Consider the following 14,351-nt stretch of genomic DNA (forward strand, 5'->3'; position numbering starts at 1 on the left):
TATTCGCAAACACTTTTTATCGAGCAGATTAAGACGTTTGTCACAATTATTTTAATAGTAAAGCACGCACTTCTATGTTTACCAAAATTAATCGAAAAACAATGAAAAAAAAAATCTCAGATATGTAAAACATATCATTATCACATTTGCAGTACTAGTATTTATAGTTGTTTCATTCGGACTATATCACGGAGCAAGTTTTCGTTATGCAGAAAATCCAGTAATGATGAATTGGGATAAAGACGGCCCTTATGTTTTTAATAAAAATGACAGCACTGCTACTATCAGCTACATTAGAGGAAATCAGGATGAAGGGTTTTATTTAGACCAAAAAGATTATGCCCTGAATTCAAAAATCCCTGCTTATTGTTATTTCCCATTAGATGCAACACTTTTTGAATTTACAATAAATAACAAAATTACGATTCCGAAAAACACCTATAATGACAATTCTAAAATTTTAGCCATTTCCGATATTGAAAGCGGTTTTAAAACCTTTCGGGATTTTTTGATTGCCAATAAGGTAATTAATGAAAAGCTAAATTGGACATTTGCAAATGGACATCTTGTTTTGCTGGGGGATTTTGTGGACAGAGATTTTTCTACCACTCAAGTACTTTGGTTTATTTACAAATTAGAACAGGAAGCAAAAGAGAAAGGCGGAACAGTTCATTTTATTTTAGGAAACCACGAATTGAAGAATATGCAGGGAAATTTTGAATCTACTTCTCCAAAATATTATCACGTTGCTTCGATCTTAAAAAAACAACAAACCGAGTTATATGGTACAAATTCTTTTCTTGGCAAATGGATGTCGAGCAAAAATACCATTGAAAAAATTAATGGTATCCTTTTTACACACGGAGGAATACATCCTGATTTGGGTGATTATAAAATAAATCTGGACGAGGTAAATCAAATAATTCGCAGTAATTATTACAAACCTTACTATCCTAATCCACAAAAAAATATAGAACAATTACTGATTTCTTCACACAAAGGCATCGCTTGGTACCGAGGCTATTTCAAAGACGATTTGACTCAGGAAGATGTAGAGCGAGGACTAAATAAATTCGACGCAAATTCAATCGTTGTTGGTCATACTCTTCAATCAAAAATTAATACACAATTCAACGGAAAAGTGATAGGAATTGATGTTAAACATCCCAAAGATTATTCTAAAAGTATTCCCAGCCAAAAATCAGAAGGTTTGTTAATTGAAAATAACCAATATTATAGAGTTTTACACAATGGAGGAAAAAAGGCAATGTAGAGTGAATCTCTTTATCTTAAATTCCAAAAAAAAGCAATTTCCATCCTGTTTATCAAGCAGATAGACTAAATGTGAGAAATCTAAATTTATAAAACTCACTCATTTTAAATATTTCTATAAAAATAAACATATGAAAAATAAAATAGTACTACTTATAACAATACTCTTACCGGGGTAGAGAATTATTCGAATTGGTGTTGGAGCGGCACTGCCAGCACAAATATTACAAATCGTGAATATTCCTGAACTGACTGAAGCTACATTAGATGCAAAACCATTTATAGATATTCGGGCTGACAAACAAATAATGTAATTTAGCCAAACAGGATACTTTACTTATATTTTAACAATGGGTTTATTGCTTGCCTTGGAGATGTTGGCACAATGCTTTGAAAGATTTGGGGTTTTGTTATGGGTATATCTGGCAGGCCACGCCGTACTTTTTATAAACTTGCTGCAAATAAAACCAAAGTTAATTGTACTTGCACTATAAGTATGTTTACTCTTAGCTTTGATTTAAGACCAGCCAGACATTAATTTGATTTTATGAGATTCGTATTTCTTGAAAATCATTTGAGAAATCAAATATTTTTTTTCAACAATCCCCAACGGGACATCCAAACCAAAATCATTATGCCATTCAAAGACAGCCTCTACTTCCAGTAAGCCAATCGCTTCAAATCATCGATAAATTTTATAGAAATTTGTCCTGTTCCTGTCACAACAGCCAAATGGCGCCAATTGAAGACAATTGACGCCATTTTTTTGTATTTACTACCAAATAAAGTCACTTTGAATCATTTTTGCTTTTTTTAGGAATAGCTCTTACCTAGAATGTCATTTTAAATTTTATAAAAAGACAAAAATACTATTAGAAAAAAATCATCACATCTCATCCCTTATTAAATTATGATCACGTTAAAAAACATTGCTAAATTTGCAACATACCCTTCCCCTTGACACATAACTATCATACAAGATCAAAAGAAAAATGAACGAAAAAAGAACAGCACTTCTAGTAATGGACATGCAGTCTGCGATAGTAGACAGATATCCTAATAGCACAGCAACAATAAATAATGTTGCAGAAGCAATTTTAAATGCACGAAAAAATAAAATATCCATTATTTATGTTGTAGTTGGCTTTCGACAAGGCATGCCGGAGGTGGGTGCTAATAACAAAACTTTTTCTGCTAGTAAAGAACGTATGGTAAATGCCGATGTAAACGAAATGATGAAGATACATCCTTCATTGACTCCGTATGAACACGATATAATTGTAACCAAACGCAGATATAGCGCTTTTACAGGAAGCGACCTTGAATTAATATTGAGAAGCCAAAATATAAATCATCTCATCCTAACGGGTATTGCTACAAGTGGCGTAGTTTTATCAACTATTAGAGAAGCTTCTGACAAGGACTTTGTCTTAACGGTTCTTAGTGATTGTTGTGCCGATGGAGATGAAGAGGTTCATCACATTTTAACCACTAAAGTTTTCCAGATGCAGGCAGAGGTTATTTCTCTAAAACAATGGATCAGCTAAAGCTAAATAATTTGCCCCTCTTCATTGATCAAAATCATTTAAATTCTAATTATTTCAACAGCAATTTTAAAAGCAAAACCGTTTCACATATAATTTTGTCCGTTTGAGCCATTTTTTTTTATGTTCTGTCACAAGTGCCTTTTATGTTTGCATCATCAAACTAAAAAAAGGCTTTTGCCTGATAACATTTAAAATATAGTAAATCATGAAAAATTTATTTTTGCTCTGCATTGTTCTGGTATCTTCAAGCGCTTTTAGCCAAAGTTTTTTTGACAGACTTCATTTTGGTCTTAAAGCCGGTGCTAATTACAGTGATTTTTACAATGCTGATTTTGATACTGAAGGTCTGCCTGGATTCCACGCCGGAGCAATTGTAGCTTTTGATATCAATAAAAACTGGTCTGTACAGGAAGAATTTTTATATTCTACCCAGGGCGCTAAATTAAAAGGCGGACTTACTGATGGCAAAGACCTGAAGCTATCTTATATCTCTATACCGATCGTAGTAAAATACAAAACCAGCTTCGGACTCTATTTTGAAGCAGGTCCTCAAGTAGGAATTTTAGCCTCCGAAGATTTTAAAGAAATAACGAATAATGATACTGATTTCGCAGAAAAAATTGATGCGGGTATGGTTGGGGGTATCGGCTATCAGTTTTCAAACGGTCTTGGTATTGGAGCGCGCTATTATATGGGACTGACTGATGTCAGCAAAACAAAATCAACGACCATAAATACTGATTTTCAAAATCATATGTCACAAGTCAGTCTTTTTTACATTTTTTAAATCAGATAAATTTCATTTTACAAACTAAGAGCCAAATAATACCACCTGCATTTACAGGCGGTATTATTTATTGTTCAAAATTACAAGAGCAGTATTACTATTTTTTGTACTTTCCCTAAATTTTGCATACCTAAAATTAAAACGGATTAAGTTCTGTATCAAAAATATAAAAGCATGATCATGAACAATATCGCCAAATCTTTCTCTCCTTTAATTTTGAGGGAGATTTATAAAATGAATATTTTTTTGACGTTGTTTATCTCGTTAATTGCTTTGTTTTTTCTTATTATTTTTAAAAACTCAGGAGCTCTTATACTTTTTATGACCTTAAAAAGTCTGTTTTATATTTTCACTGTAACTTTTGCACTTTCAGCTATATTGGAGTTTTGTGCCGTTAAATTTCCTAATGATATTAATAAGTTTAGGCTTTGGCGTTACTTGGCAAGCTTTTGCACTTCCATTTTTCTTCAAATGTTATTATGGCCTTTTTTTGCTTACATGGCACATATTTCTTGGAGTGCTGACAATTTAGAGCTAATTATGACCTTTTTAGCAGAAGCTATTTTTATCACCATTTTAATATTGCTGTTACAAGATTTTGCAATTTTAAGATTAGCTAAAACACAAGCCGAAATTGAAAATTCAAGATTATTGCTTCGCACGGCAGAAGCTGAAAACCTGCTTTTGAAACAGCAGATTCATCCGCATTTTTTATTCAACTCTCTCAATACGCTGAAAGCCCTATATAAAAAAGACCTTGTTCTTGGAGAGCATTATCTAATTCAGCTGGCTGGATTTCTTAGAAGTGCCGTAACCCTTAATGATAGCATGGCTACTACATTGCAGGAAGAACTGGATTTTTGCCAAAACTATCTTGAAATGCAGAAAATGAGATTTGGTGAGGCCTTAGAATGGGACATTAAAATAAATGATTCTGAGATGCTTAAATGTACTGTGCCAACCTTCTCCCTTCAGCCTCTGGCAGAAAATGCGATCAAGCACAACAGGTTTACCAAACAGCAGCCCTTACGGATTAAAATAGAGAAAACAGGAGAATACATATCAGTATCCAATACGATGAATGTTAGATGTCCCAGTGAAACATCCTTAAAAAGCGGACTGGCAAATCTGGCTGAACGCTGCCTGATTTGGTCCGGAAATGAAATTATAATCAACAACGATGGCGTAACTTTTTCTGTAAGCTTTAAAATAAATACCGATGAAAATCATAATTATTGAAGATGAATCGCTCGTAGCAGAAGATCTAGCATCAAGCCTGAAAAGCAGCAATGCCGAAATAGAAATCACTGCCCTTCTGGGTTCTGTTAAAGAAGCAATTGCTTATTTTAAAAATAATCCTCAGCCTGATCTTATCTTTAGCGATATTCAGCTGGGAGACGGTTTGAGTTTTGAAATTATTCAAACTGTACCTTTAAATGTTCCGGTCATTTTTTGTACCGCTTTTAATGAATATGCTCTTGATGCTTTTAAAGCCAATGGTATTGAATATATTCTAAAGCCCTTTAGTGCAGCCGAGTTAAAAATTGCTCTAAGTAAATTTCATAACATGCAGCAAATAATGAGCGGTCAGATTGCTGCACAGTATCAAAAGGCAATGGAGACTATTTCCAACCTTCAGCAGCCGGTCAGCAGCACTATAATGGTAAAATACAGAGATCGCCTTCTTCCTTTTACATTAGAAAAAATTGCTTTGTTTTATGTTGAAGCGGAAACCACAGTTATGCTGGCACATAATGGCAAAAGTTACAGCTTGACAGAAAGCCTAGAAGATCTGGAAAAAAGAACAAACAGCTTTTTCTTCAGAATGAACAGGCAGCTTCTCGTAAACCGAAATGCCATTGCTGATGTTACGGATTATTTTCCGCGAAAGCTGAAAATAAACCTTTCATTTCCTTTCCATAAAGATATTTTTGTCAGCAGAGAAAAAAGGTCTAAAGTATTGGCGTGGTTAGAAAATTAATTTCTAAAAAGCAGCAACCTGTAAAATAAAAACAATGAAGATTACTCCTTACAGGCTTCAGTATTATTTGCGCGAAATTCTCTCGGTCACCATGTTATGGTTTTTTGGCGGACTGCTTTTTGTATACATAAAATTTAATGATATTCCCAACCACATCATCTCCATTGCCTATCCCCTAATTCCAGGAATGACAAAAAAATGGATCTATTTATTTTCTGCAATAACCTGCATTTCTATAGGATTGCTAATGGGTGTTTTTCATACCCTGATTTATCCTAAGATGATAAAAACCAGAAATATTATTCTCACTATTGTTTTACGTATCACTGTTTTTACAGCACTCACAACAGCTCTTATTTTAGTTGCTTTTCAATTCTCAGGCATGCCTTCAAATACCTGGAAAAGTAATTCGCTGCCCGAGGGTTCAGGGGTGAGCGTTATGATTTCGATGATTTTAATGGAAATTCTGGTAGGAATGGTAGTTACTATTCGTACTAATATGGGTAAAAACTACTTTAGAAATTTCATTCGCAATGCCTATTTTACACCTTCACTTGAAGACCGAATTTTTATGTTTATGGATCTTAAGGACTCTACATTATTAGTAGAAAAAATGGGAAGTACAAAATTCAGCAGTTTTATTCAGGACTGCTTTAAAGATATTTCTGCCATTGCACTGGATTTGGGTGGAGAGATTTACCAATTTGTTGGAGACGAAGCTGTGTTGAGCTGGCAGATTACAACAAGAAAAAGTTTTAATAATGCGCTTCAAATGCATTTTTCTCTGGCAGAGCGTTTGGAGAAAAAACGACAGTATTATATTGATAAACACAATCAATTTCCAGAATTTAGAAGTTCTATACATTCCGGGATTGTGTCTGCTGCACTTGTTGGAGTGTATAAAAAAGAAATGGCCTATCATGGAGGAGTCCTAAATCTATGTTCAAGGCTTCAGAAAGTGTGCCGTGATCATGATGCTGATTTAGTTATTTCTGAAAGTTTTTACAATCATTTAATTGCTGATTATCCCTTTAGTTTTTTGCCTATTACTGATATTGAATTAAAAGGAATTTCAGAAAAGCAACTTGTTTATAAAGCAACTATAGATCGATTCTAAGAGCTTAAACAAATACTAGTTTAGGCTGTAAAAATCTTCCTTTTTTACAATTTCCAGTTTTTAATTCTCACTAAACAGTTTTTTTATACGAAACGGTTCACCCGTAAGATTGTCCGTTTGACTTTATTTTTTATGCTTTTTAAGCAACTGCTCTGCTACTTTCGCAGTGCAAATATCTTAAAAATCAACATAATGATTCAAACGAAAATCCCTCAGAAAGGCTGGCTTATAGTCTTTATAATCCTTTTATGCCTTGGTCGCTCTTATGCCCAAAATACCACTATCAAAATTACGGGCATCCGTTCAGAAAAAGGACAAATTATACTAAATGTTTTTAAAAACAGCAAAGATTACGAAAATGAAAAAGTTTCGAAAAAATTAATCTTTGATAAAAAAGCAATCAGTAATGACCTCATAATTATTAATTGTGATCTCGATCCGGGAACATACGGCATCACACTTATTGATGATGAGAATAAAAATGGAGCACTAAACAAAAATCTCATCGGCATGCCAAAAGAAGGTTTTGGATTTTCTAATTTCTTCATGGAAAAAATGAAAAAACCGGTATTTGATGATTTTAAAATCACCATAAAAAACCCGAGCAATAAAATTACCATTAAGGTAAAATATATGTAATGCAATTTTAAAAAAAAAGTAAAATCCAAAATTAAAATTATGAAAACTAAAAATTTTATTCCATTAATGGCTGCAGCGGCCCTGATCTTTTTATCCTCTTGTGATAATAATGAAATCGATCCATTTGGTTCTGCACGCCTTAAAGTCGTAAACGCGGCTCCAAACTCAGGCTCCCAAAAATTTGTTATGGCAAACATTCCATACATCAGTGATCTGGATTATTTAGAGCATTCAGTATCATATCATGACGTTGCTGTAGGTAAGAATCTTGTAAGCCAGTTTAGAGATGAAAATGATAATGATTTGTATGCCAGTGAAGAACTTGATCTTAACGATGACAGAAGATATACTGTATATCTTACAGGAGAATCGAGAGACGATGCTGAAGTAAGGCTTTATGAAGACAATATAACTGCGCCGGCTAGTGGAAAAGCTAAAGTAAAATTCATTCATTTAAGCGGTGGAGCTCCTGCGAATATTGATTTTATTGATGCTCAAGGCAATAACCTAGCTTCAAATGTTTCACGCTACAGTCAAAGCAATTACACTGAAATTAATGCTGGTTCGCTAGGCATTCAGGTACACGGAACTGGAGCATCTGATAATCTGGCAACGCTGCCAGAAACAGATTTTGCGGCCGGAAAAGTGTACACCGTTTTTATCGCTGGATCGTCTGGATCAGGATACAGAATCGAACAAATTTCGCATAATTAATTTTATCATTTTTTCTATATAATAATAACAGACCTCTAAAAACGATTCATTTTTAGAGGTCTTTTATTTTTTCAATAATGTCTGTGCTAATATAATGATCCCGCCCTCTCCCCTAAAAAGTCCTATTAGAAATAGGACTTTTTCATGCTTAAATATTATGGAATGGATACCTTTTTTGCCACAAAAAGTTAAGGCGTATCTTTTACAATTAATTAAATAAAGTAAAAAATATTAGAGTATATTTTGTAGCAAAATCAAAAATAATACGATATCAATTTTCTCTCAATCGCCAACGGGACATCCAAACCAAATTTACAAAGCCAATGGAAGACATACACTAAATCTAGTACGCCAATCTCTTCAAATCGTCTATAAAATTTATAGAAATTTGTCCTTTGGAGGTCCCGAACTATCTGTTAATTTTAGCAACTGAAAAAGGATTAGCATTATCATCACTTAAAAAATACTTCCTAATTACTTTGTCTGATGAATTATAAAAAAGAATAATCAAATCTTCGCCATTCAGATCAACTCCCCTCTTAAATCATCTCCCCATCACCAGCCAAAATCAAACTAAAAAAATCTGCGAAAATCAAAAACTAACTAACTAACTAACTAACTAACTAACTAACTAACTAACTAACTAACTAACTAACTAACTAACTAACTAACTAACTAACTAACTAACTAACTAACTAACTAACTTTTAAACAGCCTGTCCTTTTAAACAGATTCCCTAACCCAATCAATTTTACCGTCACCGGTCAAAATCATAATCAGAAACATCTTTAGAAAGAAGAAAAGAAAGAAAGAAAGCCCTCATTTCTGAGAGCTTTCAAGTTTTAGTAAAATACTGTTTTTATAAAGAACTGGCTTTTATCCTTATGATCTTACCATCCTTCATAACCACTAAATCGCTGTTATTCTTCTTTTTAAACTCAATTAATTTTTCAGAAACCTTATCCATTGCCTCTATGATCTTTTTCTGAGTCGGTGTCGTTGTTGTTTTATGTTCTCCCATCATCTGTTATTTTTGAGTCTATCTAACTTGATTTTATTTATAATCTCAATTGGATTGCCTAATGTCTTTTGTGCTATCAATTCAGCTTTTACGGCTGTATTGTCAAAAATCAATGCCTCATTGACTATTGGCAGATATATATCGAATAAATTATTTATTCCGTTTTTATACCTGCGTCTAATAACATCGGTTTCAATGTTATGCCCTCCTTCCTGAACTCTTGTCCTCACCCTCTCGATAGCCAGGTCGACACTATCCAGCCAAAAAAATAAAAGCACTACTTTATAGCCTTTTTCCTGAGCCGCAATTACTTTCTGTTTATAGCTTTTTGTCGCTAAGGTAGTTTCGAAAGCAAAGACCTCATTATTGGCTAATAATTCCTTTATTCTGTGAAGCATTATCCTTCCCGATTCAAAGGCGGCCTTTTCAGGCTGGAAAGGAGAAAGACCTTTGGCAATTTCGTCCGCATTTACAAACTCTTTGCATTGTAATATCTCAGGAAGAATTGTAAATGAAGCTGTAGTTTTACCCGCACCATTACAGCCAGCTATTATATAGAGATTTTTATCCATTATTACAAAGATAAGAATTTCAGCCCAATTCCCTGCCTAATGGTTTTAAAAAGAGTGCCGCAGAAACAGAGCTAAACCGATTTGTTCAGTTATAAATTACCCATGCTGCCAAACAGGGGCTATAGGCTGCCTGTACTAATCCGGATAGATATAATATCCGTTTTTTCGCATCTCCCGTCTTATTCTTCTTTTTTGCTTACGGCTTTCAATAGGCTTAAAAGCCTCTAAATGCACTTCATAGCAATCTTTAGAGGTAATGGCAACTTCTTTGGATTCTAAACCTATAAAGCCTACAACTAATGTGTCATTTTCATTAATGCTGATTTCAAATTTTCCATCCATGTCTGCATAAGTCCCCTTTCTCTCATTTTTCACGATTATAGTGGCACCTGGCAACGGACCATTTTCATCCATTACAATTCCACTCACTGTTTTAGTAATTTTAATGCCGGATTTTGAATCTTTTTGAGTCGCGCACGATGCGAAAATGCATAAAAGACAGCACGACAGCCAGAATCTAAATCTCATTTGCCACATATTTTTTCAATTAATTTTATTAGATGGATGTAACAGCATTTCTTCTGAGCCAATCCATTTTAGCAGAAGAGGAATAGCATTTTTAAAAACGAATGCCATGTTTCGCTGCCCATCCCTACTCCAATAGATGATCAATTAACGTAAAAGGTTGGGAACAGCACCGAAAATAATCAGGAGTTAACATTACAAGATTAAGGTTAAATATTGCAGTACCATTTTCTTAGCAATATCTGAAGACAGCGAAGCGGAAGCATCATAAAAATCCAATTCCAAAAAACAAACCTGCTCCAACCAATTCCCCTCTCACCGGCCAAAACCAAAAATAAAATAAGTCTGAGAAAAAAAAATATAACTAACTAACCATACTTAAATCTTTGCAAGCTTTTATTTTTTAATTTTCAATTATTATTATTTTTACAAAACAGATTGCACATCTGCACTATTTGCTGCTGTCCACCTGAGGCCATAAATTGATCTGTTTCCATAAAATATTAAAGAACAAATAATTCAAAGATCGCATTAGATTTTGGAGATTCTATTTAAAAAATTTGATAGAGATGTACCTTTATGTTTACGAAATGCCCTAAAACAGCTTGTTCGGGAGCCAAATCCGCAGGCAGACGAGATTTTCTCAATAGAAAGATCCTTTAGCATAGGTTCATTTAGATTTTCTATCAAATACTGAATTCTTTTTAAATTTATGTAGTCATTAAAATTGAGGCCAAACTCTGCATTGATAAGATAAGAAATCTTATGAACTGTGATTCCTGTTTCTTCTGATAGCTGGGCCAGGCATAAATCTTTATTTAAAAAAAGTTTTTTAGAATTTGTAAAAAATTCTATTGCTGCTAAACATTCTTCTTTTTCTTCCTTTCTTAATTTGTGAAATATATTACCCATACGTTTAATTTTTTTAAAATTATTTTCAATTAAATAATAAAGCACATATTTTTTACAGTGGCAGGCACCATCTAAAAACCAGATATAAATCCGGCATTAGCGGAGTTCCTGATGCATCCCTCCGATCTTTAAGCCATAAATTCAGGTTCCTACTTTAATTTAATAAAAAACAGACCAGCATTCCATTGTAGATTCTCTAAATGATCCAAAGCTAATTAGTGCCTCAAGAATAAAACCGTTTTACAGCTTAAGATCTCAGCTCAACAATCTGGATCGTATGCTGAAATGTATCCATATTTAATGAGGCTAGTATAAACCGACTGGACTAACTGTGATTCCGATGCCGCAAAGCTGCTGCTGATACAGAGGTCTGCAGCAGATGCCGCCTTTGAAGCATTTTTCTCATATATTCTCAGGATTTCGGCCAGATGGCATCCTAGTACAGCAGTGCCACTGTAAACTGAAAGCTGCGCACTGAGCTCTTGCATTAGAAAAGAAGCCTGAATAGATGCATGGGAATCAGCGCAGAGAGCTTTTAACGGGAATACTGCTGGGGTCAGCCCGCCATCAGTATCACTGATGGCATTGCAAATAGCAGCCTCACGAGCTTTAAAAACCGGAATATAGCCTCCTAACGGCACTTCTATCCGCAGATCATTATACTTTCCTTCTGCCTGATAATATAGGCCCAGCAGTTTTCTGAGCCTTACTGCGCGGGTTCTGACAATGGCATTGCTGCCGTTAAAAGAAGCCGGACATTTCAATGCATTCACAGCAATTGCATATTGCTTAATGCACCCGGCTCTTTCAAGCATTGTTTCATTTACGATGAACCTCAGAAATTCAGAAAGCACGGCAGATTTTCTGAATTCCTGAAAATGCCGCACCCTTTGGAGTTCTGAATCGATATCGCTGTGAGTAAAAAAAACGGCCGTCTGTAATTCGATCATATTTTAAGGCTATTAAACAGCAGATTTGCAGCTGCATCCAAAATTAAGCGCTTTGTGCTGAAAATTATTGAAAATGATTCCCGTTTTGGTTTCACTTTATAATCTGAAACCTTATTGTCCTAATTTTTCTCAAAAGCATTCCCTCAGCGGCCAAAACAGCATAAAAAAATATAAAAGAGAATCAATAACTGAAAGAAAGAAAGAAAGAAAGAAAGAAAGAAAGAAAGAAAGAATGTTTTTTCTGCAGAAAATGAAAAGAAACGGCTAGGCCGTCTCTTGCAATATGAAAAGCTGAATATCCGATTATTTAGGGTCTACGCTCAGCGGCGGGAGATTCACCTTCTTTTCGTTCATCATTTTTTTCACCTGTTCGATAGTCCTGTATCGTTCAATCTGCATCTCTCCGGTAAAAGTTTCGCTCTGAGGCGCTCTTGGTGGTATCTGGGCATAAGTTTTCATCAGATCGGCAATGGCCTGATTAAAAATTATAGCCGTCCATGTCTTCTCTGTCCAGCTGTTCATAAACAGATCATAGCGCTCTTGGGGATCCTGCCACAGGTTATAGATAGCCGGAACTGTCGCCACATAGGTTTCATCTCCTCTCCAGCCAAGCTGCTGTCCAGGAGCGTCACTACCTGCAATAGCGCCATTATCTCCACGGGTATTGAATACCGCTTTGAATTTTCCGATACGCACAGCTCCCGGCGATAATTCAGCCTCAGTAAAATAAAACCACCTATCGCGAAGCGGCGTTCCCTTCTTAAACAGCACATTTGACATATCATAGCTGTCAAAGACCATATCAGCTCCCGCCCTGTCCTTTTTAGGAAGCTCCACTCCGGCAAGGCTTGCAAATGTTGCCATAAGATCAAGCCCTCCGACAATATCATGGCTTTGGCTTCCCGCTTCAATCTGTCCCGGCCACCAGGCAATTGCGGGCACGCGGCTGCCGCCTTCCCTGTCTGTCCCTTTAGTGCCTCTGAAAGGGGTATATCCAGAATCGGGATGCACGTCCTGCCACGCGCCATTATCTACCGTGTAGATAACAATGGTATTTTCGGCAATGCCCAAAGAACGGATCTTATCCATAATTCGGCCCACATTGTAGTCCATCTCCACTACAGCATCCGAATATTTGCTTTTGCCCGGAGATTTGCCGACAAACTGCTTGGAAGGAAGGTTGGGCTGATGGTTTTTGGCAAAATTGATGCACATAAAAAATGGCTCTTTGCTTTTTCCGTATTCATCCAGCTGCTTTAAGTTGTTCTCCACCATCATCATATCAAGCTCAGCTATATTCTCTTCGGTCACCTTGCTTACCTCGCGGGCTTTTCCGCCTGCCTCGCCTTCAAGTATGCCTGTGGTCACTTTTTTGAAAAGTTCCAGCATCTCTGGAGACATCTCTGGATTCCAAGACTGGAAAGCATAGGTATAGGCATTCAAATGGTAAAGCACCACATTCTGCATTTTGTCAAAACCATGTGCTATAGGCATTGAATAATCTGCTTCACCTAAATGCCATTTACCTGAAAAATAGGTTTTATAATTGGCTTTTTTAAGAACTGATGCCAGCGTCCATTCCTCTTTAGGCAGTCCGCCTCCCTGTCCCTGGAAAGCAACGGTAGTCATACCGCTTCGATTGGGAATCCTCCCAGTGAGCATCGCTGCCCTTCCTGGCGTACAGCTGGGCTGTCCGTAAAAGGACCAGAACTGCATCCCTTCCTTGGCCATCCGGTCCAGATTGGGCGTGGGCATTCCGCGTCCAACCCCTCCCCCGTAGACTCCCAAATCTCCCCAGCCGGTATCGTCTGAGATGACCATTATAATATTAGGCTTCTTTTTAGTCTGAGCCTCTGCATTAAAAAATGCAAGCGCGCTTAAAGCGGCGGCTAACAGTATGGCTTTCTGTCTCATAATTGCGTTTTATTGGATTAGTATCCAATAAAATTAAAAACCAATTCTCATAAACACTTCCAATTCAATCCCTTAAATGGTTTCATCTTATAAAATGAAACATCAAACCATAAATAAACAGACCAAAATGAAGCTGTAAATTAAGAAGCTTAGGCTCGATGCATTAAAAGACAGCTTTCAAATACACAAAACACTTTAAACATCTCCGCTTTCACCGGCCAAAATCAAACTAAAAAACTCCAATAAAATAAAAACAATCTAAAACTAAATAACTAAAAATAAAAAAAGCCCTCATTTCTGAGAGCTTTCCATTGCTGCTGAAATTTTCTTTTATAAAGAGCTGGCTTTTATGCTTGCGATCCTACCCCCCCATGATCACAGCCAGACCGCTGCTATTTTC

Annotated in this window: 14 protein-coding genes; 8 read left to right on the top strand and 6 right to left on the bottom strand. The window is 35.8% G+C overall.

Going from position 1 to position 14,351, the window contains the following annotated elements:
* Nucleotides 1–223 precede the first annotated feature (223 nt).
* The 8 genes from V6624_RS18725 (at nucleotide 224) to V6624_RS18760 (ending at nucleotide 8,057) form a co-directional block, all read left to right on the top strand.
* On the top strand, nucleotides 224–1,273 hold the full coding sequence (locus tag V6624_RS18725) for a metallophosphoesterase (protein WP_338839753.1): 1,050 nt from the start codon (nucleotides 224–226) through the stop codon (nucleotides 1,271–1,273).
* 991 nt (nucleotides 1,274–2,264) lie between these two features.
* Nucleotides 2,265–2,819, top strand: coding sequence for an isochorismatase family cysteine hydrolase (locus V6624_RS18730; RefSeq protein WP_338839755.1), 555 nt, complete (start codon nucleotides 2,265–2,267; stop codon nucleotides 2,817–2,819).
* A gap of 205 nt (nucleotides 2,820–3,024) precedes the next feature.
* The gene (locus V6624_RS18735; RefSeq protein ID WP_338839756.1) at nucleotides 3,025–3,606 is read left to right on the top strand and encodes a porin family protein; all 582 of its coding nucleotides are present in this window, start codon (nucleotides 3,025–3,027) and stop codon (nucleotides 3,604–3,606) included.
* A gap of 180 nt (nucleotides 3,607–3,786) precedes the next feature.
* Nucleotides 3,787–4,845, top strand: coding sequence for a sensor histidine kinase (locus tag V6624_RS18740; RefSeq protein ID WP_338839758.1), 1,059 nt, complete (start codon nucleotides 3,787–3,789; stop codon nucleotides 4,843–4,845).
* Nucleotides 4,826–5,587, top strand: coding sequence for a LytTR family DNA-binding domain-containing protein (locus V6624_RS18745; RefSeq protein WP_338839759.1), 762 nt, complete (start codon nucleotides 4,826–4,828; stop codon nucleotides 5,585–5,587). The genes V6624_RS18740 and V6624_RS18745 overlap by 20 nt, the downstream gene beginning before the upstream one ends.
* 34 nt (nucleotides 5,588–5,621) lie before the next feature.
* Nucleotides 5,622–6,704 carry an adenylate/guanylate cyclase domain-containing protein gene (locus V6624_RS18750; RefSeq protein ID WP_338839761.1) on the top strand — a complete coding sequence of 361 codons (1,083 nt, stop codon included), beginning with the start codon at nucleotides 5,622–5,624 and terminating at the stop codon, nucleotides 6,702–6,704.
* A gap of 192 nt (nucleotides 6,705–6,896) precedes the next feature.
* The gene (locus tag V6624_RS18755; protein ID WP_338839762.1) at nucleotides 6,897–7,343 is read left to right on the top strand and encodes a DUF2141 domain-containing protein; all 447 of its coding nucleotides are present in this window, start codon (nucleotides 6,897–6,899) and stop codon (nucleotides 7,341–7,343) included.
* Nucleotides 7,344–7,382: 39 nt separating this feature from the next.
* On the top strand, nucleotides 7,383–8,057 hold the full coding sequence (locus V6624_RS18760) for a DUF4397 domain-containing protein (protein WP_338839763.1): 675 nt from the start codon (nucleotides 7,383–7,385) through the stop codon (nucleotides 8,055–8,057).
* A gap of 859 nt (nucleotides 8,058–8,916) precedes the next feature.
* Here the strand turns inward: V6624_RS18760 and V6624_RS18765 are convergent.
* The 6 genes from V6624_RS18765 to V6624_RS18790 form a co-directional block, all read right to left on the bottom strand.
* Nucleotides 8,917–9,078, bottom strand: a complete 162-nt coding sequence (locus V6624_RS18765; RefSeq protein WP_338839764.1) for a hypothetical protein — start codon at nucleotides 9,076–9,078, stop codon at nucleotides 8,917–8,919.
* Complete coding sequence (locus V6624_RS18770; protein WP_204251699.1) at nucleotides 9,078–9,650, bottom strand: AAA family ATPase; 573 nt, start codon at nucleotides 9,648–9,650, stop codon at nucleotides 9,078–9,080. Before V6624_RS18770 ends, V6624_RS18765 begins: the two co-directional genes overlap by 1 nt.
* 135 nt (nucleotides 9,651–9,785) lie before the next feature.
* Nucleotides 9,786–10,178: a carboxypeptidase-like regulatory domain-containing protein gene (locus V6624_RS18775; RefSeq protein ID WP_338839765.1), complete on the bottom strand. Its 393-nt coding sequence runs from the start codon at nucleotides 10,176–10,178 to the stop codon at nucleotides 9,786–9,788.
* Between the two features lie 528 nt (nucleotides 10,179–10,706).
* Nucleotides 10,707–11,087: a helix-turn-helix domain-containing protein gene (locus V6624_RS18780; protein ID WP_338839766.1), complete on the bottom strand. Its 381-nt coding sequence runs from the start codon at nucleotides 11,085–11,087 to the stop codon at nucleotides 10,707–10,709.
* A 260-nt stretch (nucleotides 11,088–11,347) separates the two neighbouring features.
* The gene (locus tag V6624_RS18785; RefSeq protein ID WP_338839767.1) at nucleotides 11,348–12,037 is read right to left on the bottom strand and encodes a hypothetical protein; all 690 of its coding nucleotides are present in this window, start codon (nucleotides 12,035–12,037) and stop codon (nucleotides 11,348–11,350) included.
* A gap of 303 nt (nucleotides 12,038–12,340) precedes the next feature.
* Complete coding sequence (locus V6624_RS18790) at nucleotides 12,341–13,951, bottom strand: arylsulfatase (RefSeq protein WP_162615005.1); 1,611 nt, start codon at nucleotides 13,949–13,951, stop codon at nucleotides 12,341–12,343.
* Nucleotides 13,952–14,351: the final 400 nt, after the last annotated feature.

The organism is Flavobacterium ginsenosidimutans (genome assembly GCF_037478105.1).
Lineage (GTDB): Bacteria > Bacteroidota > Bacteroidia > Flavobacteriales > Flavobacteriaceae > Flavobacterium > Flavobacterium ginsenosidimutans.